At 72.7% G+C, this 22,040-nt stretch carries 16 protein-coding genes and 1 tRNA gene; 8 read left to right on the top strand and 9 right to left on the bottom strand.

Translation table 11 applies throughout. The features are described from left to right. Positions 1-67 precede the first annotated feature (67 nt). Complete coding sequence (gene lepA, locus WMF33_RS22940; protein ID WP_437339122.1) at positions 68-1,870, bottom strand: translation elongation factor 4; 1,803 nt, start codon at positions 1,868-1,870, stop codon at positions 68-70. Positions 1,871-2,180: 310 nt separating this feature from the next. Further along, positions 2,181-2,390, bottom strand: coding sequence for a ribbon-helix-helix domain-containing protein (locus WMF33_RS22945; RefSeq protein ID WP_020736532.1), 210 nt, complete (start codon positions 2,388-2,390; stop codon positions 2,181-2,183). A 279-nt stretch (positions 2,391-2,669) separates the two neighbouring features. On the opposite strand from WMF33_RS22945, the gene WMF33_RS22950 reads away from it, so the two are divergent. The 3 genes from WMF33_RS22950 to WMF33_RS22960 all read left to right on the top strand — a co-directional run bounded on the left by WMF33_RS22950 (position 2,670) and on the right by WMF33_RS22960 (position 5,798). After that, positions 2,670-3,503 carry a hypothetical protein gene (locus WMF33_RS22950; RefSeq protein ID WP_437339123.1) on the top strand — a complete coding sequence of 278 codons (834 nt, stop codon included), beginning with the start codon at positions 2,670-2,672 and terminating at the stop codon, positions 3,501-3,503. Between the two features lies 1 nt (position 3,504). Continuing rightward, complete coding sequence (locus tag WMF33_RS22955) at positions 3,505-4,281, top strand: hypothetical protein (protein ID WP_437339124.1); 777 nt, start codon at positions 3,505-3,507, stop codon at positions 4,279-4,281. Between the two features lie 242 nt (positions 4,282-4,523). Further along, a complete protein-coding gene (locus tag WMF33_RS22960) occupies positions 4,524-5,798 on the top strand; it encodes a pseudouridine synthase (protein ID WP_437339125.1) in 1,275 nt (424 codons plus the stop codon). Here WMF33_RS22960 and WMF33_RS22965 read toward each other — a convergent pair. Together WMF33_RS22965 and WMF33_RS22970 are read right to left on the bottom strand one after the other, a co-directional pair. After that, the gene (locus WMF33_RS22965; RefSeq protein ID WP_020736536.1) at positions 5,710-6,873 is read right to left on the bottom strand and encodes an AAA family ATPase; all 1,164 of its coding nucleotides are present in this window, start codon (positions 6,871-6,873) and stop codon (positions 5,710-5,712) included. The two genes, WMF33_RS22960 and WMF33_RS22965, sit on opposite strands and share 89 nt — an antisense overlap. 198 nt (positions 6,874-7,071) lie before the next feature. Beyond that, a tRNA-Gly gene (locus tag WMF33_RS22970) sits at positions 7,072-7,146 on the bottom strand. A gap of 442 nt (positions 7,147-7,588) precedes the next feature. On the opposite strand from WMF33_RS22970, the gene WMF33_RS22975 reads away from it, so the two are divergent. Then, positions 7,589-8,818, top strand: coding sequence for an FHA domain-containing protein (locus WMF33_RS22975; RefSeq protein WP_020736537.1), 1,230 nt, complete (start codon positions 7,589-7,591; stop codon positions 8,816-8,818). A 176-nt stretch (positions 8,819-8,994) separates the two neighbouring features. Here the strand turns inward: WMF33_RS22975 and amrB are convergent, their stop codons facing one another. Further along, on the bottom strand, positions 8,995-10,260 hold the full coding sequence (gene amrB / locus WMF33_RS22980; RefSeq protein ID WP_437339126.1) for an AmmeMemoRadiSam system protein B: 1,266 nt from the start codon (positions 10,258-10,260) through the stop codon (positions 8,995-8,997). A 259-nt stretch (positions 10,261-10,519) separates the two neighbouring features. Between amrB and WMF33_RS22985 the strand changes: the two genes are divergently transcribed. Beyond that, entirely contained in the window at positions 10,520-11,122 is a 603-nt protein-coding gene (locus tag WMF33_RS22985; RefSeq protein WP_437339127.1) for a YkgJ family cysteine cluster protein, read from the top strand. Between the two features lie 9 nt (positions 11,123-11,131). Here WMF33_RS22985 and WMF33_RS22990 read toward each other — a convergent pair whose 3' ends face one another. Beyond that, positions 11,132-13,306 carry a RelA/SpoT family protein gene (locus WMF33_RS22990; RefSeq protein WP_061625547.1) on the bottom strand — a complete coding sequence of 725 codons (2,175 nt, stop codon included), beginning with the start codon at positions 13,304-13,306 and terminating at the stop codon, positions 11,132-11,134. A 42-nt stretch (positions 13,307-13,348) separates the two neighbouring features. Beyond that, on the bottom strand, positions 13,349-13,621 hold the full coding sequence (locus WMF33_RS22995; RefSeq protein ID WP_437339128.1) for a hypothetical protein: 273 nt from the start codon (positions 13,619-13,621) through the stop codon (positions 13,349-13,351). A gap of 56 nt (positions 13,622-13,677) precedes the next feature. On the opposite strand from WMF33_RS22995, the gene hemW reads away from it, so the two are divergent. Together hemW and WMF33_RS23005 are read left to right on the top strand one after the other, a co-directional pair. Beyond that, on the top strand, positions 13,678-14,913 hold the full coding sequence (hemW, locus tag WMF33_RS23000) for a radical SAM family heme chaperone HemW (protein WP_437339129.1): 1,236 nt from the start codon (positions 13,678-13,680) through the stop codon (positions 14,911-14,913). 79 nt (positions 14,914-14,992) lie between these two features. Then, the gene (locus tag WMF33_RS23005) at positions 14,993-15,934 is read left to right on the top strand and encodes a pyridoxal-phosphate dependent enzyme (RefSeq protein ID WP_437339130.1); all 942 of its coding nucleotides are present in this window, start codon (positions 14,993-14,995) and stop codon (positions 15,932-15,934) included. 46 nt (positions 15,935-15,980) lie between these two features. Here the strand turns inward: WMF33_RS23005 and WMF33_RS23010 are convergent, their stop codons facing one another. Both WMF33_RS23010 and WMF33_RS23015 read right to left on the bottom strand, forming a co-directional pair. Next, entirely contained in the window at positions 15,981-16,751 is a 771-nt protein-coding gene (locus tag WMF33_RS23010) for a carbon-nitrogen hydrolase family protein (RefSeq protein ID WP_437339131.1), read from the bottom strand. Between the two features lie 103 nt (positions 16,752-16,854). Further along, complete coding sequence (locus WMF33_RS23015; RefSeq protein WP_237245555.1) at positions 16,855-17,274, bottom strand: response regulator; 420 nt, start codon at positions 17,272-17,274, stop codon at positions 16,855-16,857. A gap of 293 nt (positions 17,275-17,567) precedes the next feature. Here WMF33_RS23015 and WMF33_RS23020 point away from each other — a divergent pair, with 293 nt between their 5' ends. Then, positions 17,568-22,001, top strand: coding sequence for a protein kinase domain-containing protein (locus WMF33_RS23020; protein WP_437339132.1), 4,434 nt, complete (start codon positions 17,568-17,570; stop codon positions 21,999-22,001). Positions 22,002-22,040: the final 39 nt, after the last annotated feature.

The raw sequence follows: 22,040 nt of genomic DNA on the forward strand, positions 1-22,040 counted from the left end.
GGGCGGCGGCCGCGCGCCGCCACGCCCGCGTGCCGCGCCGGCGCGGCGCGCGGCGGCGCCCCGCGCCTCAGTCGATCTTCAGGATGGCGAGGAACGCCTCCTGCGGGATCTCGACGCTGCCGACCATCTTCATCCGCTTCTTGCCCTCTTTCTGCTTCTCGAGGAGCTTGCGCTTGCGGCTGATGTCGCCGCCGTAGCACTTGGCGGTCACGTCCTTGCGCATCGCCTTCACGGTCGTCCGCGCGATGACCTTCGACCCGATCGCCGCCTGGATGGCGACCTCGTACTGCTGGCGCGGCACGATGTCCTTGAGCTTCACGGCGAGGTCCCGGCCGCGGGCGTAGGCCTTCTCCCGGTGCACGATGACGCTGAGGGCGTCGAGCGGGTCGCCGTTCACCAGCATGTCCAGCTTGATGAGGTCGTCGGCGCGGTACCCGACCAGCTCGTAGTCCATCGACGCGTAGCCGCGCGACACGCTCTTCAGCTTGTCGTGGAAGTCGAAGAGCACCTCGCTGAGGGGCATGTCGTACGTGATGATCACGCGGTCGGACGAGGCGTACTGGATCGACTTCTGCTCCCCGCGCCGCTCCTGGCACAGGGCGAGGACCGCGCCGACGTACGCCGACGGCACGTGGACGGTCATCCGGAAGATCGGCTCCTCGATGCGATCGATGAGGTTCGGCGGCGGGAGCTTCGCCGGGTTCTCGATCGACTTCATCGAGCCGTCGTTCAGGAAGCAGTGGTAGACGACGCTCGGCGCGGTCGTGATGAGGTCGAGGTTGTACTCGCGCTCGAGCCGCTCCTGGATGATCTCCATGTGGAGCAGGCCGAGGAAGCCGCACCGGAAGCCGAACCCGAGCGCCTCGGACGTATCGGGCTCGAAGACGAACGCCGCGTCGTTCATGTGGAGCTTCGACAGGGCGTCGCGGAGGTCCTCGTACTGGGCCGAGTCCGTCGGGAAGATCCCGGCGAAGACCATCGGCTTGACCTCCTTGAAGCCGGGCAGCGGCGTCGTCGCGGGGTGGACGGCGTCGGTCACCGTGTCGCCGATCTTCGTGTCGACCACGCTCTTGATGTTGCCGACGAGGAAGCCGACCTCCCCGGGCCCGAGCTCGGTGATGGCGGTCGCGTGGGGCGTGAACACGCCCATCTCGGTGACCTCGTAGTCGCGGCCGGTCGCCATGAAGCGGACCTTCTGCCCCTTGCGGAGGACGCCGTCGACGACGCGCACCATGACCACCGCGCCGCGGTAGCTGTCGTACCAGCTGTCGAAGATGAGGGCGCGGGGCGCCGCGCTCGGATCGCCCTTGGGCGCGGGGACGCGCGCGACCACGGCCTCGAGGATCTCCGCGATGCCGATCCCCGTCTTGGCGCTGGCGGGGATGGCGCCGGAGCAGTCGAGGCCGATCACGTCCTCGATCTCGCGGGTCGTCCGCTCGACGTCGGCGGACGGGAGGTCGATCTTGTTGAGGACCGGGACGATCGAGAGGTTGTTGTCGAGCGCGAGGAACACGTTCGCGAGGGTCTGCGCCTCGACGCCCTGGCTGGCGTCGACGACGAGCAGCGCGCCCTCGCACGCCTGGAGGCTGCGCGAGACCTCGTAGTTGAAGTCGACGTGCCCGGGCGTATCGATGAGGTGCAGCCGGTAGGTCTGCCCGTCCTTCGCGGCGTAATCGAGCCGCACGGTCTGGGCTTTGATGGTGATGCCCCGCTCGCGCTCGAGGTCCATCTTGTCGAGGAACTGCTCCTTCTGCTCGCGGGCGGTGAGCGCCCCGGTCGCGTCGAGGATGCGGTCGGCGAGCGTGGACTTGCCGTGGTCGATGTGGGCGATGATGGAGAAGTTGCGGATGAGCTTGGCGTCAACGGGCATGGCGAGCTTCAGGGCGCGGCGACCTGACCAGCGTTAGCGGCCGCGGCGCGCGGCCTCGACCGGGATGCGAAGGAGCGGACCCGAGGTCCGCGACCCTCCGAGAAACGAACCGCAGCACGTCGCGCTGCGAGCGCCGCGGGAAATGGTGGACCGCGGCGTGCCTGCTCCTAGCGCGACCCGCGCCGCGAAGCTATCCGCCCCGACAGCGCGCTGCGTCCGGGCGCCCGCCCTCCCCGGTCGCCTCCGGCCGCTTCGGGGGCCGAGGACGCGGGCAGTCTGGCCGGGAGGGCGTGTCAGCCCCCGGTCCGGATCATTTCTTCGGGATCGGCGGCGGGGGGACCGGCGTGCTCTCCAGGGACATCTGCCCTGGCAGCACGTGCTCGTAGTGCTTGAGAACCATGTCGATCCCTTCGCGGATGTAGACGGCGATCGGGACCTTGGTGCGTTCGTGCAGGATCTTCAGCCGCTCGGCCTGCTCGGGCGTGATGTAGATGGTCGTCGAGACTTTCTTCCGCGACATGTCACGCCCGGGAGGGTAAACCCGCCAGTCTCGATGGGTACGACTGACAAGACGTTACCCTAGATGCCGGTACGTATGTTGTCAATCGGAATGGCGCTGACGGTGGTCAGCGATGGCCCGGGATCGAGCGCGCTGGCCGGCGGGTCGCCTCCTGTGGGCTTCTTGATGTGCGCACGGACGGCGGTCTAGACTGCCGCCGAAGCTGGTCCGCGTCGGGACGGCTCGCCCGGCGCGTCGAGCTTGTCCCGAAGGTCCCGGGCCCGCCGGAGGAATCTCTCGATGACGCGATTCCCGCTCACCTGGCCGTCGCCCAGGTGCTTGCTCGTGGCCCTGATGACCGCCGCCGTCGCCTCCTGCGCGTCCTCGACGCCGGAGCCAAAGAGCGCGAAGAGCGCGACCGGCGAGCGGGACACGGCGATCGTCCACGAGCCCTGCGAGAAGGACTCCGCCGCTGCGCAGAAGGTCGATGTGAACGGCGACGGGACGCCCGACATCATCCACGTGAACAAGGATGGCCGGGAGGTCTGCCGGGTCGTCGACCTGAACCTGGACGGCGCGATCGACGCCTTCATCTACTACGACGGCCAGGGGCTCGAGCGCCGGCGCGAGTCGGACTTCGACCGCGACGGGCGCGCCGACGAGATCGCGCACTACGAGCGCGGCGCCGTGGTGCTGAAGGAGCGCGAGACCAACTTCGACGACAAGCTCGACACCTGGGACTACTACGAGGGGCCGCGCCTCGCGCGCCGCGAGCGCGACTCCGATGGCGATGGAATCGTCGACCAGTGGTGGCAGTTCAACAACCCGAACGACCCGAAGTGCGCGGTCGTGGCGAGCGATCAGAACGCCGACGGCAAGCCCGATCCGAACAGCGTGGTGGATCTCTGCGCCGAGTCGTACGGCGCGCCGAAGGCGGCCGCGCCTCCGCCGGCCAGCGCGGCGCCCCCGGCGGGCGACGCGGGCGTCGCGCCGGGGCAGCCGGCGGCGGCCGGTGCGCCGGCGGGCGCGGCGGCCCCGGCCGGCGCGGCCCCGGCGGCGAGCGCCGCGCCCGCGGGCTCCGCGCCCTCCCCTGCCAACGCCGCGAGCCAGCCGGCCGACAAGAAGGGACCGTGACATGAGGAGACAAGCGCTCATCGCGCTCGCCGCGCTCGGCCTGCTCGGCGCGGCGTGCGGCTCGGATCCGGGGTTCGACGGCACGAAGGCGCCGAAGGTCGAGGCGGCGCGCAGGGCCGACGGCAGCATCGACGATCGCTCGATGTGCGACTGGAAGGGCAGACAGGATCGCGAGGCGAGCGAGACCGCGGGGCCGGGCGCGATCCAGCCCAACGTGCGGCGCGTCTACCAGATCGTGGGCACCGGCGAGGATCGCCACCGGGCGCTCGTCTGCCGCGAGATCGACACCAACTTCGACGGGGTGAAGGACGTCGTCCGCAGGTACAACGACAAGGGCGAGAGCCTGCACGAGGAGTCCGACGCGAACTACGACGGCCGGATCGACACCTGGCTCACGTTCGCCAGCGGGCGGCTGGCCGAGGTGAGGATCGACTCCGATCGCGACGGCAACCCCGACGAGTGGAAGTACTACAGCGGCGGCAAGCTCGCGCGCATCAAGCGGGACACCAACCGCGACGGCAAGCCGGACGTGTGGGAGATCTACCGCATGGGCCGGCTCGAGCGGATGGGCGTGGACATCGACGCCGACGAGCGGGTCGATCGGTGGGACCACGACAACGAGGTGAAGCGCCGCGTCGAGGAAGACGAGCGCAAGAAGGAAGAGGAGGCCGCCGCGGCGGCCGCGAAGAAGGCCGCGGAGGATCAAGCCGCCGCGGACAAGGCGAACGAGGCCGCGGGCGGCAGCGGGAGCGCGGAGCCCGCCAAGGACAAGAACTAGCGCGCGCCTCCTCCGGCCGGCCTGGAGGCCGATCCCGCCCGCCTGGCCTCGCCTGCGGCCCGCGCCCCGGCGCTGCTGGGCCGCGGGCGTCCGCCGCCGTCGGCCTCTGGGCGCGCCGGCGCCGGCGCCGGGCTCGGGCGTGAGGAGCGCGCGGAACCAACGTTGGTCGACGCGGCGCGAGGGGCGTGCTTATCAGAGCCGCCCGCCGGCATCGCAGCGTCGGCGCAGGTCCCGAGCACACCATGGAAGAACGTCTGCAGAAGATCATCGCGCGGGCCGGCGTGGCCTCGCGCAGGTCGGCCGAGGAGCTCATCCTCGCCGGGCGGGTGCGCGTGAACGGCCGCGTCGTCACCGAGCTCGGCCTCAAGGCGGACCGGCAGAAGGACCGGATCGAGGTGGACGGCAAGCGCCTGGTCTCCGAGGCGCCGGTCTACGTGGCCCTGCACAAGCCGCGGAACGTCGTCTCGACCCTGCGCGATCCCGAGGGGCGCCCGACGGTCGCCGACTACGTGCGCGGCACGGGCGCGCGCCTCTACCCCGTGGGTCGGCTCGACTTCGCGACCAGCGGCATCCTGCTGATGACGAACGACGGCGACTTCGCCAACGGGCTGCTCCATCCGCGCGGCGGTGTGCCGAAGACGTACGTGCTGAAGGTCCAGGGCGTCATGAGCGACGACGACCTCACGCCGTGGCGCGAGGGGATCCGCCTGGAGGACGGCGTCACGCTGCCGGCCGAGGCGCGGGTGCTCCGCCACGAGGGCGACAAGACGTGGCTCGAGGTGACCCTCCGCGAGGGCCGCAACCAGCAGATCCGGCGCATGGGCGAGGCGACCGGCTGGCCGGTGATGCGCCTGGCCCGGACGACGTTCGCGGGCGTGACCTCGGAAGGGCTCCGGCCGGGGGAGTGGCGCGCCCTGACGGTGGACGAGCTCCTCCACATCCGCGAGGCGTTCGGCGTGCCCAAGCGCATCCGTGGCGCGGTGATGGGCGCGTCGTCGGGCCCGGTCGACCATCGCCGCGCCGCCGGCCTGGCCCGCTCGGGCGCGAAGGCATCGCCTCGAGGCGCGGCGGAGGCCGCCGGCCCGTCCGGGCGCAGCCGTGGGGCGCCCGCGCAGCCGCGGGCCCGCGCGCGTGCCGGCGCCGACGCCGCGAGCGCGCCCGGCTTCGGCCCGGCCGCGCCCAGGGCACGCTCCAGGGCCGCCGGCGCCGACGCCGCGAGCGCGCCCGGCTTCGGCCCGGCCGCGCCCAGGGCACGCTCCAGGGCCACCGGCGGCTCGCCGGCGGCGCCCAGCGCGGGCCCGGCCGCGCCCAGGGCACGCTCCAGGGCCACCGGCGGCTCGCCGGCGGCGCCCGGCGCGGGCCCGGCCGCGCCCAGGGCACGCTCCAGGGCCACCGGCGGCTCGCCGGCGGCGCCCGGCGCCGACCGCGCTAGATCTGGGCGAAGCGCCCGCTCCGAAACGACGCCTCGAGCAGCTGAGACACGCGCGCCTCGAGCTCGCGGGCGCGGGCGTCGTTGATGCCGGCGAGCGCCTGCTTGATCTCGCCGAGCGCCTTCAGCTGACTGAACAGCTGCACATCGCCGAGCGCGGCGCCCCCCGTGAGGATCTGCCGGATGCGGTCGATCTCCGCGGCGAGCGCCTCCACCCCGACGCCGAGCGCGCCGACGCGGCGGCGATCCGGGTGCTCGCGGAAGAACGCCTCCAGCACCGGCTGCACGATGCCCTCGAGGATCGCCGCCTGATCCTGGTTGTTCCAGATGTGCTTGAGCACGAAGAAATCGCTCGCGTCCGTGGTCTGACGGCCGTCGAGGTAGGCGCTCGCGGCGAAGAGCTTGAGCATCTTCACGACGCGGCGGTCCGAGAGCGATATCCCCTCGGCGCGGATCTGGAACACCAGCCCTTTGTAGGCCGACAGGAACGCGTCGCCGAAGTTCATCCGCGCGCCGAACCCACGGCCGAGCTCGGCGAGCTCGCGCGCGGCGACCAGCGGGCGGAGCGGCTCGCCGGCCATGTGCCGGATCTCCTGCTGGATGCCGCGCTGGAGCAGCTCGCTGAAGTGGTAGGCGTCGAGGTTGTCGGACTGCACGCGCAGGAGGAAGCGGTCGAAGATCGCCGTCAGCGTCTCGTCGCCCGGCACCTCGTTCGAGGCCGCGAACACGCTGATGAGCGGGCAGCGGATCACCTGGCCGCCGCTCGAGAACTTGCGCTCGTTCAGGAGCGTGAGCAGCGCGTTCAGGATCGCGCTGTTCGACTTGAAGACCTCGTCGAGGAAGACGATCTCGGCCTCGGGGAGCATCCCCGACGTGTTCCGTCGGTAGACGCCCTCGCGGAAAGCGCCGATGTCGACGGGGCCGAAGATCTCGTTCGGCTCGGTGAAGCGGGTGAGCAGGTACTCGAAGTACTGGGCCTGCATCAGCTCGGCGAGCGTGCGGATGAGCGCGCTCTTCGCGGTCCCGGGCGGGCCGAGGAGCACGCAATGCTCCCCCGCGACGACCGCGATCATGAGCAGGCGGATGATCTCGTCCTTGCCCAGGAACTGCCGCTCGAGGCTGTGGGCAAGGAGGCGCAGGCGCTCGTGGAGCGGAGCGGACATGAGGCGACTCCTCGTATCACAGGCCTGCCGCCCGGCGCATCGATCGACGCATCGATCGACGCATGATCAGCGCTTCGAGCCCCGTCGCGCCCCGCGCTTCCCCCCCGGCGCCCGCGCGCCGGGCGGTGGAACAAAACACAGAGGCCGGTGGGTCGCACCGGCCTCGCTGGTCTGCTCGCTGTCGCAGAGCCTATGTCGTGGAGCGGGAGACGGGATTTGAACCCGCGACGTCAACCTTGGCAAGGTTGCACTCTACCACTGAGTTACTCCCGCAGATGTCAATCACCCAATTCAGAAATTCATTTTCAGACAGCCGACTGAACCGTTGTCCGAATTTGAAAGCGCTCGTCAGAGATTTCCTGATTCGCGCCGGGTCATCACCGGAGGGCGCCTCCGTCGATGCGTGGCGGATGAGTACCAATCGGCGTGACCAGAGTCAAGCTCTGAAGAACAAAACCTTAAAACTTCCGTCGCCGGCAGGTTGCACGGCCGCTCTGGTCGAGTATTGTGTGGCCATTGCGAGCGAGGGGGCTCGCCAAGCAGCACCGCGCAAGGTGCCGCTCACAAAAGCCTTCGCGTTCGCGACAGCGGCACCGTGTGGCGCGCTCTTACATCATAAGGGTGCCCGCCGCTCGGCGCGCTCTTGGTTGGCCTGGGTCGACCAGGCAGGTCCTTTGGACTTGGGGGGAGCATGAACGAACAGACTGCTTTGCGAGTGGACGTTGCGGAGACAGCGGCGCCGGTCCTTCAGAAGGAGTACCGGTCCGGAGTCCACGCCAAGCGACAGGATGACGACGGCGGGTGGGGGCTCGTCCTGATCGGGCTCGACGGTCCGCCGCGGATCGTGAGCCTCATGGACGGCGCCGTGATCGGCAGCGCCGCGCGCGACGGGCGCATCGAGGGGAACGGGGTCGCGCCGGAGCACGCCAAGATCAGCGTGCGCTCGGACGGTTGTTACATCGAGGACATGGACACCCACGACGGCACGTGGGTGAACGGCGTCCGCGCCCGCCGCATCGGCGTGATGCACGGCGACGTGGTGCGGCTCGGCCAGCAGCTCGCGGTCTTCGTCGAGCGGCACCTCGCGCTGTACGACGGCGCGCCGTCGCGCCTCGGGCCGCTCGTGTTCGGCTCGAAGCAGCGCAAGGACTGGATCGATCCGGTGATGAAGCTCGTGCAGTCGGGCTCCAGCGTCTGCATCGAGGGCGCGCCCGGGGTCGGCAAGCGCACGCTCGCCCGCCTCGCCGCCGCGGTGCGCGAGGGCCTGGGCGAGACCCTGGTCGTCGACGGCGGCGCCGAGACCAAGCCGGTCATCCCGCCGGGCGCGCGGCCGATGACCTGGCTCGTCCTCGACGCCGATCGCCTGCCGCGGCCGCAGCAGCTGGAGATCGCGCACTCGGTCGGCCGCTCGAACGGCGTCAGCATCATCGCGACGACCGGGCAGCCCCTCGATCGGGCGGCCGGCGACGGGCGGGTGGCGCCGTGGTTCGCGTCGCTCTTCTCCGGCAAGCGGATCACGATCCCGACGCTCGAGATGCGGCGCGAGGACGTGCCGCTCATCGTGCGCGACATCGCGGAGCGCAACGCGATCGGCCTCGATCGCTTCACCCCGCAGCTCCTGGAGGCGCTCGTCCGCGCCGGCTGGCCGGGCGGCGTGCCGCAGCTCGAGAACGCCATCGTGACCGCGGCGCAGGCCGCGCCGGACGGTCCGCTCTCCGTCACGCCGATCGCGGGCTCGCTCGCGCGCGGCCCGCGCGTGAAGCCGAACCTCCCGCCGGCGACGGATCCGTCGCTCGCGCGCGCCCGCCTCGAGGACGCGCTCGCCCGCGCCAACGGCTCCGTCGCGTCGGCGGCGCGGGCCCTCGGCATGTCGCGGCAGGCGATCTACCGCGAGGCCGACCGGCTCGGCCTCGACATCGCGCGCCGCAGGGTCCCGCGCGGCTGAGCCGACCGCCGTCCGCCAGGGAGCCTCGCGGCGCGACAGCGCCGGAAGGGGCTCCCGGCGCGCCCCACGACGACGCGCGTCGGACGAGCGCGCTTCGCCCGTGACGACGCGCAGCGCGGCGGACGAGCGCGCTTCGCGCCATGACGACGCGCGACGCGCCGAGCAGGCGCGCACCTTCACCCGTAAAATCCGAGCGACGTGTGGCTGACGATCGATCCCTCCTCGGGGTCGACGCACTGCTCGTAGTTCAGCAGCTCTCCGCGCGACGACGGCGGGAGGGCGCGGAGCAGCGTGTAGATGGGGCCGAGGCCGCAGACGCGGCGGGTGCCGAGGTCCTGGGCGACGTCGGCGAAGAAGCCCGGCGCATCGACCGACGTCGCGCGCTCGATCGACGCGAGATCGCGATCGCGCAGCGCCACCCGCTGGCGCTCGTCGAGCGGCGCGGGGTCGCCGAAGCGCGGCCCGACGTGGGCGAGGTCGGCCCCAGCGATCACGAGCACGCGGCCGGGGCGCCGCGCCAGCGCGCCGCGGAGCGCGGTCAGGAACGACTCGGCGCCGTCGTCCTGCGCGGGGTCGCGGCGCCGCGCCTGGCACTCCGAGAGGCCGCAGAGGATGGGCACGATCGACGCCGCGCGGTCGCCGAGGAGGTGCCGCACGAACACGGCCTGGAACTCGATCGAGTGCTCGTTCTTGTGCAGGTACTGATCCTCGTGCACGTCGAAGCGGCTCGCCGCCCCGAGCTCCGCGATCATCTCGCGATCCGGATCGAGCGGGCCGAGCGGCGTCGCGAACGTCTTCTCGCAGACCGCATACGGTCGACGCATCGGCGCGTGCGACGTCCCGAGCAGAACGAAGGTGTCGACCTTCTCCAGCCCCGGCGCCGCCAGCGCCTGCTCGAGCGCGGCGTAGGCGTGCCCGTAGCCGGCCGCGGCGCGCCAGAGGTCCATGTGCGGCGCGCAGAGCCCGACCATGCGCTTCGTCGCGCCCTGGGCCGCGGCGCGCGCCGCGCCGCCCTGCGGCCGCGCGACCCCGAGGCACTGACGCTCGATGAACTCGGCGAGCTTCAGCCGATCGCCGTGGTACGCGCCGCCCGCGTGGGCCGCGGTCCGGATCGGCGCCGCGTCGAACGACCGCACGACGGTCCGCCGGCGCGCGTGGAACCGCGGGCTGTCCAGCATCCACGCGTCCTCCAGCTCGTCGGCCAGCTGCGCCACGTAGGCGGCGTCCACGCGCTGGCCGGTCGACCGGGAGGCGTCGCGCGCGATCTCGTCGATCGATCGCCGTCCGTCGAAGCGCGCGAGCACCGCGGAGCTCCCGGCGGGCACGACGACGGCGGACGGGGCGATGCCCTCGGTGTCGCGCAGCATCAGCGCACGGCCGTGGCGCTCATCCTGGATGACGACGACCTCCAGAGCTCGAAGCTTCGGGCGCAGAGATGACATCGTCCGCGAGGATAGCGCGTGCGCGCTCGCCGCCCAGCGCGCCCCGCCGCGGCAGCGGCGGCGTCCGCCGGCGCAGGGCGGCCCGCCTCCGCGAAGGCCGCGCTGGTGCCGCGCGTCAGCGCTCCCGGCGCGGTCGCGGATTGCCGCTTCGCGGCGGCGCCGCGCGGCACTAGGCTCGCGACGCGGGATCCGCCGCTCCGATCCCACCCCGCGCCGGCCGCCGCCGTGCGCGCGGACGCACGAGAGCCCGCCCTGACGAATGCGCCGCACCGCGACCCCTGAGCCGCACGCCCGTGAAGCCGATCTGCTCGCCGAGCTTTCGGCCGTGTACCGCGAGGCGGAGGAGGTCTTCCAGGGCTGGACCTGCCCGGCCTCGACCGAGTGCTGCCGGTTCGGCATCACGGGCCGCGAGCCGTACGTGACGTCCGTCGAGCTCGCCGCCGTCCGGCGCGCGATCGCGGCCCTGGGCGGCCCCCGGGCGCTCCAGGGCGTCGTGCGAGCCGGCGGGGCTCCGGCGCCCGAGCCGACGGCGTCCGCCGGCGAGCCGGGCCGGCGGCGCGCGCTGCCGCAGGCCGCCGAGCGGCGGTGCCCGCTGCTCACCGACGCCGGCCGCTGCGCGATCTACGCCGCGAGGCCGCTCGGGTGCCGCACGTTCTTCTGCGACCGCGCCGCCGCCGGCGCGCCGGTGCGCCACCACGACGTGACCCGGCTCGTGCGCAAGGTGCAGGAGATCGCGGCGCGGCACGAGCCGGGCGGCGACCTCGGCCGCCCCCTCACCCGCGCGCTCCCGGACGCCGGCCCGGGCGCCGCAGGTGGTCCGCCCAGGACGAGCGGCGGGGCGCGCGCTCGCCGCGGCCGATGACGCGCCGGCTCAGGTCCGCTCGACCGCCATCACGCCGGGGATCCGCTGCAGGCGCCGGATGACGCTCTTCAGCTGCGCGAGATCGGAGCAGAGGAAGGTGAACGTGTTCATCGCCCGGCCGTCGTCGCCCGCGCGACACGTCGCCTCGCTGATGTTGATGCCCTGCTCGTGGAACGTGTGGCCGACCGTCGCGAGGATGCCCGGCCGGTTCGCCGTCATCACCTTGATCTGCACCGGGCGGTTGATCTTCGCGCGCGAGTCCCACGAGATCTCCACGCGGCGCTCGGGGTCCGTGTCGAACGCCTTGGCGCAGTTGCGGCGGTGGACCGTGATGCCGCGGCCGCGGGTGATGAACCCGACGATCTCGTCGCCGGGGAGCGGGTTGCAGCACTTCGTGTAGCGGACGAGGACGTCGTCGATGCCGTTCAGGAGGATGCCGGGGCTGTCGCGCCCCGTCACCTTGCGGACGAGCGACTCGATGCGCCCTTCCTTGATCGACTCGGGCGGCGTCGTCGGGGTGCCCTTGTCGTTCTCCTTGGGGGTGGGCGCCAGGAACTCGCACACCGCGCGGACGCTCACCTTGCCGTAGCCGACCGCGATGAACAGCTCGTCGGCCGAGGCGACGCCGAACTTGTCCATGACCTTGCGCAGCTCGGCCTCGTTCTTGGTGAGGCGGCTCAGGCTCATGGTCCGCTGGTGCATCTCCTTCTCGAGGAGCTCGCGGCCGAGCTTGAGCGACTTCTCGCGCTGCTCCGCGCGCAGGTAGTTGCGGATCTTGGAGCGCGCGCGGCTGGTCGACACGTAGTCGAGCCAGTCCTTCGACGGGTGCTGGCTCGGGTTGGTCATCACCTCGACGACGTCGCCGTTCCGGAGCTTCGAGCGGAGCGGGACGATGGCGCCGTTGACCCGCGCCCCCGAGCAGTGCTCGCCGACCTTCGTGTGGATGGCGTAGGCGAAGTCGATCGGCGTCGAGCCGCGGGGGAAGACGCGCACGTCCCCCTTCGGCGTGAAGACGTACACCTCGTCCTGGAACAGGTCGACCTTGACGCTCTCCAGGAACTCGGCCGGGTCCTTGAGCTCCTTTTGGAACTCCATCAGCTGGCGGAGCCAGCCGAACCGCGCGGCGTCCTTCGGGTCGATGCCGCCGGAGTTGTTCTCCTTGTACTTCCAGTGCGCCGCGATGCCCTGCTCCGCCACGCGGTGCATCTCGTGGGTGCGGATCTGGATCTCGATCCGCTCGCGCCCGGGCCCGATGACCGTCGTGTGCAGCGACTGGTACATGTTCGGCTTGGGCAGCGCGACGTAGTCCTTGAAGCGGCCGGGGACCGGGGTCCACTGCGAGTGGATGACGCCGAGCGTCGCGTAGCAGTCGGCGACCGACTCGACGAGCACGCGGAACGCGATGACGTCGTAGACCTGGTCGAAGTCGCACTGCTGCGCCTGCATCTTGCGCCAGATCGAGTAGAGGTGCTTCGCGCGGCCGGTGACGTCGACCGCGAAGCCCTGCTCCGCGAGCTTGCCCGCGAGCACCTTCGAGACCTCGTGGATGTACCTGTCGCGCTCCTTCGCGGTCGTCTTGACCTTCTGCGAGAGGTCCGCCCACGCCTCCGGCTCGATGTACCTGAACGACAGGTCCTCGAGCTCGCTCTTGAAGCGCGCGATGCCGAGGCGGTTCGCGAGCGGGGCGTAGATCTCCATCGTCTCCCGGGCGATCCGGTCCTGCGCCTCGGGCTTCATGAACTCGAGCGTCCGCATGTTGTCGAGGCGGTCGCACAGCTTCACGAGGAGCACGCGGATGTCGCGCGCCATCGCCACCAGCATCTTGCGGAAGTTCTCGGCTTGCCGATCCTCCTTGGAGGCGAAGTTGATCTTCGAGAGCTTCGTCACGCCGTCGACGAGGAACGCCACCTCCTGGCCGAAGGTGTTCTCGATGTCGGTGGTCGTCGCGAGGGTGTCCTCGACGACGTCGTGCAAGAGCCCGGCACAGACGCTCGCGGTGTCCAGCTTGAGCTCGGTGATGATCGCGGCGACGCTCGCCGGGTGGGAGAAATACGGGTCGCCGCTCTTGCGGGTCTGCCCCCTGTGAGCGTCAGAGCTGTAGGCGTAAGCCCGGGCGATGAGATCGACGTCTGCAGCCGGCTGGTAGGTCCGAACGCGATCGACAAGCTCCGTCAACGTCAGCATGAAGAGTTCGGCGGGCGCAATGCGCCCTCTCCCTTTGGCACGCTAACACCGCGATCTAGGCCCCGCAATTGTGTCACCATGCGCGTCTCCGGCGCGGGTCGCGCCGCCGATGCATTTCTCATTTCCCGCAGCGGCCGCCCCGGCCGCGTCCGTCGCCTCGGTTGCGTCAGTCGCGTCAGTTGCGTCAGTTGCGTCGGTTACGTCAGCTACGTCAGCTACATCGATTGCGTCGGTCGTCTCGGCCGAGCCGGTCGCGTCGGTCGCGTCGGTCGCGTCGGTCGCGTCGGTCGCGTCGGTCGCGTCCGTTACGCCCATCGCACCCGTCGCATCCGCATCCGTCGCATCCGCTGTCTCCTATGTTCATGGATTCCATGGAGCCGATCACCGCCTACGTCCACTTCCCCTGGTGCCTCAAGAAGTGTCCCTACTGCGACTTCGTCTCTTTCGCGAAGGCGCGGGAGGCGATCGACCACCGCGGCTATGCCGACGCCGTGCTCGCCGAGCTCCGGAGGCGGGCGGATGCGCTGGGCGAGCGCGAGCTCCGGAGCGTGTTCTTCGGCGGGGGGACGCCATCCCTGTGGGAGCCGGAGGAGATGGGCAGGGTGCTGTCCGCCATCACCGCGGCCGCCGGCCGCCTCTCGCCCGACCTCGAGGTGACCGTCGAGTGCAACCCGACCTCCCTCGACGAGCAGCGGGCCCGAGCGTTCCGAGCGATCGGGGTCAACCGTCTGAGCGTCGGCGTTCAGGGGCTCGACGTGGAGCGGCTCCGGTTCCTCGGGCGCCTGCACGACCCCGACGGCGGGCTCGGCGCGCTCGCGGCGGCGCTCCGGTCCGGGATGCCGCGCGTGAGCGGCGATCTCATCTACGGTGTCGCGGTGGGGACGGCCGAGGAAGCGCGGGAGCAGCGCCCGGAGCAGGCCGCCGCCGAGGCGCGCGCCGTGGCCTCGACCGGCGTGACCCACATCTCGGCGTACAGCCTCACGGTCGAGCCGGGCACCTCGTTCGGAGAGCTGGCGCGGCGCGGGCGCCTGCCGCTCGCCGGAGACGACGGGGTGGCGGACACGTTCTTCGCGATCGACGAGGCGCTCGAGGCCGAGGGGCTCGCCCACTACGAGGTCTCGAATTACGCGAAGCCCGGCCACGAGGCGCGCCACAACCTCGGCTACTGGAAAGGCGTCGATTACGTCGGGCTCGGGTGCGCCGCCTACGGGACCGTATCGCGCCCGGATCCGCGCTGGGGCCTGGGCTCGGCCGGCGCGGAGGACGGCGGCGAGGCGTTCGCGATCCGCTACCGGAACGTCGTGAGCCCGGATCGGTACATGGCCGCCATGGCCGAGGGCGGCGGGCCCGTCCCGGTGGAGAGCCACGAGCGGCTCGACCCGGAGACGCGCCTGTCCGAGCGGATCATGCTCGGGCTCCGGCTGCGGGAGGGGTTCGATCTGGAGGCGACGGCGGCGGCGCTCGGGGTGCCGGCGTGGACGCCCGCGCGACGGCGGGCCGCGGAGCGGCTCGAGCGCGCCGGCCGCCTGAAGGTCGACGGCGGGCGGCTCAGCGTCCCGCGGGCCGCCTGGGTCTTCGCCGACGGCATCGCGGCCGACCTGTTCTGACGCCGCGCCGCGCTCGCGGGCGCCGGCGCGGCGCGCTCGCGGTGGACGTCGGGCGCAGGCCGCGCTCCGATGCCCGTCCATGAGCCCCTTGCCGAGGATCGAGGACATCCGCCGCGCCGCCGCGCGCCTCGCGCCGCACGCCCACGTGACCCCCGTCCTGACCAGCCGGACGATCGACGGCATGGCGGGCGCGCGCGTCTTCTTCAAGTGCGAGAACCTGCAGCGGGTCGGCGCGTTCAAGTTCCGCGGCGCGTGCAACGCGGTCCTGGCCCTCTCGGACGAGGACGCGCGCCGCGGCGTCGCCACCCACTCCTCGGGCAACCACGCCGCCGCGCTCGCGCTCGCCGCCCGCATCCGCAGCGTCCCCGCGCACATCGTCATGCCCGAGAGCGCGCCCGCCGTGAAGCGCGCCGCCGTGGAGGGCTACGGCGCCCGGATCGTGACCTGCGCCCCGACGCTCCGGTCGCGCGAGGAGACGCTCGCCCGCGTGCTGTCCGAGACGGGCGCGATCCTGGTCCACCCGTACAACGACGCGCACGTCATCGCCGGCCAGGGCACGGCCGCGCTGGAGCTCGCGGGCCAGGTGGAGGACCTCGACGCCGTGGTCGCGCCCGTCGGCGGCGGCGGGCTGCTCTCGGGCACCGCCATCGCGACGAGCGCGCTGTCGCGCGCGCGCACGGTCGGCGCCGAGCCCCAGGCGGCCGACGACGCGGCCCGCTCGCTGCGCGAGGGGAAGATCCTCCCCTCGAACGACCCGATCACGATCGCGGACGGCCTCCGGACCTCGCTCGGCGAGCTCACCTTCGGGGTCCTGCGCGAGCGCGGGGTCGAGATCGTCACCGTGGGCGAAGAGGACATCGTCAAGGCGATGCGCGTCGTCTGGGAGCGGATGAAGATCCTCATCGAGCCGAGCTCTGCGGTCCCGGTGGCGGCCGTCCTGCTGCGCAAGGTCCAGGGAGCGCGGATCGGCGTCATCCTGAGCGGGGGAAACGTCGACCTGAGCAAGCTCCCGTTCGCCTGAGCGCGATCGCGGCGCGCCGGCGCTGGGCGAGCCCCCTCGGCTCCCCTCAGCTGTCGCGCCGGTCCTGCCGGAGGCGCAAGGCGGCGCGCACGACGCTCGGCCCCGGACCGGGCGGCGCCGCCGCCACCGTTCGCCCGTCGGCGTCGAGGATGCGCGAGCCGCCCTGGCCGTCCAGCGCGGGGCGGGACGGCCCCCAGTTCGCGTTCACGATCGCCACGCGATGGCGCCGCGCGAGCGCGGGCAGGAGCTCGGCGCGCGCGTCGCCCTCCCCGGGCGGATCGACCCAGGCCGTCGGGAAGAGCAGCAGATCGGCCGCGTCGAGCGCCTCGCCCGCGTCCTCGGAGAGGAAGTGGACGTCGAAGCAGATCGCGACCGTCACCTTCACGCCGAGCAGATCGAGCACCGGGGTCCCGAGATCGCCAGGCGCCGCCCAGCGCTCCGGGAACCAGGGGTGGCGCTTGCGGTAGTGGCCGACGCGCCGCCCGTCGCGGTCGAAGACGAGCAGGGTGTTGTAGAAGCGGCCCCGGCTCTCCTCGACGAGCGGGCCCGCCAGCGCGACGCCGTGCTCGCGCGCGAGCTCGGAGAGCCGCCGCGCGGACTCGCCGTCGAGCGCCTCCGCGAAGCGGCGCAGATCGCTGTCGCCCCGCGGCGAGACGTAGCCCGTGACGATCAGCTCGGGCAGGAGCGCGAGGTCGGCCCCGGCCAGCGCGGGCGCGCCGAGGAGGCGATCGATCTCCGCGAGCGAGCCCCGGAGGTCGCCGAAGCGCTGCGGCAGCTCGAGCGCGACAACGTCGAGGGAGCGGGCGCTCACCGCCATCGCCCGGCGCGCCTGCGCCGCGACCGAGAGGCCGCGGAGGCCGGCGGCGCTCCCGGCATGTCGACGTGCACCGCGCGCCGGAGGGTCACGGGGCGCGCTCGGCTCAGCGGAGGTTCTTCGTCGCCTGGAGCTGGTGCAGGCTCACCGCGAGGTCGACCTGACGGCGCAGATCCGAGGCGATCCAGGGCTTCGTGATGATCCGGAAGCTCGCGCTCTCCCGGGAGATCTTCTGGATCTGCTCCACGTCGGTCGGCGCGCAGACGAGCACCGGGACGTAGCTCAGCCCCTGCCGGCGCAGCTCGCGCAGCAGCGCGAGCCCGCTGAAATGAGGCATCCGGTAGTCCGCGACGACGACGGAGGGCGGCTCCTTCACCGCCGCCGCGAGCGCGCGGCGCGGATCGCCGAAGGTGCGGACCTGGTAGCCGGAGCGGAGCGCCCGGTCCATGAGGTCCAGGTTGCTCTCCTCGTCGTCGACGGCGTAGAGGAGCGTTCCTTGGCCCCGGCCACTCGAAGGTGGCGGCATGCTGCCAGAATGCGGGGCATTGCCCATCAAGCGCGAGGGTATCAGACCTCGTCCTCCCGCACCACGCGCTCAAGCCGAAGTAATCTCGGTTGCCTGACTCACGCTCAGCGCCGGACCGCGAAGCGCGCTGCGCCGCGGGGCCAGAGGGGTGGGCGCCGCGGAGGCGTGGGCCAGCTCCCCACCTCGCGGCCGTCCACGAGCGCGCCGGCCTCGGGACGCGCGAGCGATCAACCTGGGCTGTCAGCGGCGTTCACGATCCCCTCCGGCGGCGTTCGGCTGTAAGAGATCAAGAGATGTCCGCTCGCGATGGATTGCTCGAGGTCGGCGCGCTCGTGGACGGCCGGTATCAGGTGCTCGGCCACCTCGGCAGCGGTGGTCATAGCGTCGTTTACGACGCGCGCCAGATCGTGACCACCCAGCGCGTGGCCCTCAAGCTGCTGCGGCCCGAGGCGCTGCGGCGCTCGCGCGAGTCCGGCTCGCAGGAGGCGCGCTTCGAGCGGGAGATGCAGGTCATCGCCCAGCTGAGCCACCCGAACATCGTCCGCCTCCTCGACGCCGGACGCTTGCCCGACGGCGAGCTCTACCTGGCCCTGGAGTACGTCGACGGCGAGACGCTGAGCGCGCGCTGCCAGCGCACGCGGGGGATCGAGCCGAACGAGGCGAAGCGGCTGATGCTCCAGGTGCTCGACGCCATCGGCTTCGCCCACGAGCGCGGCGTCATCCACCGCGACCTCAAGCCGCACAACATCATGGTCGCCGGCTCCGGCAAGCGGACGCACGTCAAGGTGCTCGACTTCGGCATCGCCGCGCTGATCGGCGAGGCCCGCGCCGCCGACTACCGCGCGCTCACGCGCACCGGCGAGTTCAACGGGACCCCGGCCTACATGGCCCCGGAGCAGCTCGTGCAGTCGACCCCGACCACAGCGGCGGACATCTACGCATGGGGGCTCACCTTTCTCGAGTGCCTGATCGGCGCGCCGGTGATGCACGAGGCGACGGTCGCCGAGGTCATCTTTCGCCAGCTGAGCCCCGAGCCGGTGCCCATCCCCCGCGCCCTCCGCGGCCACCCGCTCGGCGCGCTGCTGGCGCAGGCGACCGCCAAGTCGCCGGCGCACCGCTTCCGGTCCGCCCGCGACGCGTACGAGCTGCTGGAGGGCTGCGACGTGTCGGCGATCCCGTGGCCGCTGCCTCGCGACGACGAGCGCGGCGGCTCGCCGGAGCAGCGGGCCATCGCGACGCGCGCGGTGCACGACGCCGCGGCGGACCAGGAGACGCAGCTCGTGCCCTCCGAGCCCGAGCCGCCGCCGGGCACGCAGCGCAGATCGCCCGAGCAGCAGTGGCAGGACGAGCGGCTCGGCGCAGCGCCGACGCTCGCGATCCCGGGCCGCGGCCTCGCGCCCGCCGGGCCGTCGGTGAGGCCGATCCGCAGCGCGTCGTTCCACCCCGGCGCCGCCGGCACCCAGGAGGCGCCGCTGGCCCCGAAGCTCCCCTCCTTGCCGAGCGCCGCGCCCGGGACGCGGCCGGTGACCGCCACCGGCCGCGGCGAGCGCCGCCAGCTGACCGTGCTGGTCTGCGGGCTCGCCGGCGCCGAGCGCATCGCCGACACGGTCGACAGCGAGGCGTTCCACGAGCTCGTGCAGATGTTCCAGGCCGCGTGCGCCCAGGTGATCGGGGCGCAGGAGGGGGTGTTCCTCCGCTCGCCCGGCGAGGAGACGATCGCCTACTTCGGCCACCCCGTGGCCAAGGAGGACGACGCCCTCCGCGCGGTGCAGGCGGCGCTCGATCTCGTCGAGCACATATCCCGCCTGAACGCGCGGGAGATCGTGTCCGTGCCCCTGTCGGTGCAGGTCGGCGTGCACACCGGGATCGTGGTCGTGGCCGACAGCGACGCCGTGCCCTCGCTCGCCGGCCCGACCCTGAACGCCGCGACGCAGCTGAAGGCCCACGCCGAGCCGGGCACGGTGCTCGTCAGCCGCGCCACGCAGAAGCTCATCGAGGGCTACTACTACGTGGACGCGCTCGGCGAGATCAGCCCGAAGGGCGCGCGCCAGCCGATCGAGATCTTCGCGGTGCAGGGGCGCACGACCGCGCGGGACCGGCTCGACGCGAGGATGCACCACGGGCTCACCCCGCTCGTCGGGCGGGACAGCGAGCTCGACGAGCTCGCGGCCCGGTGGTCGCGGGCCTCGGGCGGCGCCGGGCAGGTCGTGCTGGTGACGGGCGAGGCCGGCATCGGCAAGTCGCGGAGCGTGCGCGCCTTCCGCGACCGGCTGGCCGGGACGCCGCACCTCTGGCTCGAGGCGCGCTGCTCGCCGCAGCTCCAGAACAGCGCGTTCTATGCGGTGATCGAGCTGCTCAACGCGCTGCTCGCGGGCGATCGCGACCGCGCGAGCACGCTGAGCGGCTCGGCCGCGGCGCCGAGCGAGCGCGGGGCGTCGCTCGACAAGGGCGAAGACCGGCTCGAGCGGCTGGAGCAGCTGCTCGCCGAGGCGGAGGCGGGGCCGCTCGCCGTGCCGCTGCTCGCCGCGCTGCTGTCGATCCCGACCGAGGGGCGCCACCCGGCGCCGGCGCTCACCCCGCAGCGCCAGCGGCAGGAGACCATCGCCTCGCTCCTCCAGCTCTTCCTCGGGCTCGCCGATCGGCAGCCGCTCGTGCTCGCGGCCGAGGACCTGCACTGGGCCGATCCGTCGACCCTGGAGCTGCTCGGCCGGCTCATCGACGAGGGGCGGCCGTCGCCGCTGCTGCTGCTCCTGACCGCGCGCCCCACGTTCACGCCGCCGTGGCCGCTGCGATCGCACTTCACCCAGATCTACCTCGCGCCGCTCAGCGCCGACCGGATGCGGGCGCTCATCCAGCAGCTGGCCGGCGCGTACGCGACGAGCGGCGCGTCGGCCATCCAGGCCCCGCTGCCCGACGAGGTGATCCGGACGCTGGCCGAGCGCAGCGACGGCGTCCCGCTGTTCGCCGAGGAGCTCACGCGCATGGTCCTCGAGGCGGCCGCCGCCAAGGCGGCCGCATGGGAGGCGGCCGGCTCGCCGAGCGCGCGTAGCGGGTGGCTGAGCGCGCTCGAGACGCCGGTCACCCTCCAGCACTCGCTGACGTCGCGCCTCGACCGCCTCGGCCCGGCGAAGGAGGTCGCGCAGCTCGGCGCGGTGTTCGGCCGCACCTTCGGCTACGAGGCGCTCGAGCTCTGCGCGGGGGGCGGCGCGGGCGGCGAGCCGCTCCTCATGGCGTCGAGCCCCGCGGCGCTGCGCGAGGCGCTCGCGCAGCTCGTCGACGCCGAGCTGCTCTTCCAGCGGGGGCGCCCCCCGCGCGCGACGTACACGTTCAAGCACGCGCTGGTGCAGGACGCGGCCTACCAGTCGCTGCTGCGCAGCACCCGGCAGGTGTACCACGCGCGCATCGCCGCCGTGCTCGCCGAGCGCTTCCCCGGGACGCCGCCCGAGCTGCTCGCGCACCACTACACCGAGGCCGCGCTGATCGGCCCCGCCGTCGCGGCCTGGCAGCGCGCCGGGGAGGCGTCGCTCATCTCGTCCGCGCACGCCGAGGCGAAGAGCCACCTCCGCCGCGGGCTCGAGCTCCTCAAGCAGCTGCCGGAGACGAAGGAGCGGGCGCGCGACGAGATCACCCTGCAGACGACGCTCGGCGTCCCGCTGATGATCACGCGCGGCTACGCCGCCCCGGAGGTCGAGGCGGCGTACGCGCGCGCGCACGCGCTCTGCCGCGAGGCGGGCTCCTCGCCGCAGCTCTTCCCCGCGCTGTGGGGGCTCTGGATCTTCTTCCACGTCCGCGGCGACTACGCGCTCGCGGAGCAGCACGGCGAGCAGCTGCTCGCGCTCGCCGAGAGCACGGGCGACCCGGGGATCTCGCTCGGCGCGCACCAGGCGCTCGGCGCGACGCGCTTCCTCCGGGGGCGCCTCGGCGAGGCGCGCGAGCACTTCAACAGGGTGCTGTCGATCTACGATCCCGCGCGTCACCTGCCGCTCGCCTTCCTCTTCGGCCACGACGCCGCGGCGTTCTCGCTGTCGCACCTCGCCTGGATCGCGTTCCACCTCGGCGAGCCGGAGCGGGGCAAGGCGTCGATCGACGAGGCGATCGCGCTGTGCGAGGAGCTGAACCAGCCCGTGAGCCGGGGCTTCGTCGAGCACTTCGCCGCGGTCCTGTGCTGCCTGGTCGGCGACGTCGCCGGCGCGGAGGCGCACGCGAGCGTGCTCGGCAAGCTCGCCGAGGAGGTGGGCATGCCCCACTGGGCGGCGCTCAGCCAGATCGATTTCGGCTGGGCGGCGGCGGCGCGCGCGGCGCAGGGGCCGGCCGGCGCGGAGGCGCGCGCGCGCTACGCCGAGGGCGCCACGCGCATCCGCGGCGGCCTGACGATGCTGATGGGCGTCGGCAGCCGCGTGTCGCTGACCTACTGGCGAGCGGCGCTCATCGACGCGGAGCTCGGCGCCGGCAACGTCGACGAGGCCAGCGCCCTGCTCGACGACACGCTCTCCTTCGTCGAGAAGAGCGACGAGCGCTACTTCGAGGCCGAGCTCTGCCGGCTCGAGGGCGAGATCGCGCTCGCGCGCGGCGCGCCGACCGCCGCGGAGGCGCGGGCGCGCGCGGCGGCCTCCTTCCGGAAGGGGCGCGAGATCGCCGAGCGGCAGGGCGCGCTCGGCCTCCTGACGCAGATCTTCGATCGCCGCGGGGCGCGGGCCGACGCGGGGGACGCGCAGGAAGAGCGGTGAGGGGCGGCGCGCGCAGCGCGGCGCGACGCAGTGGGCGGA

This window comes from Sorangium sp. So ce394 (genome assembly GCF_051474665.1).
GTDB classification, from domain to species: domain Bacteria; phylum Myxococcota_A; class Polyangia; order Polyangiales; family Polyangiaceae; genus Sorangium; species Sorangium cellulosum_D.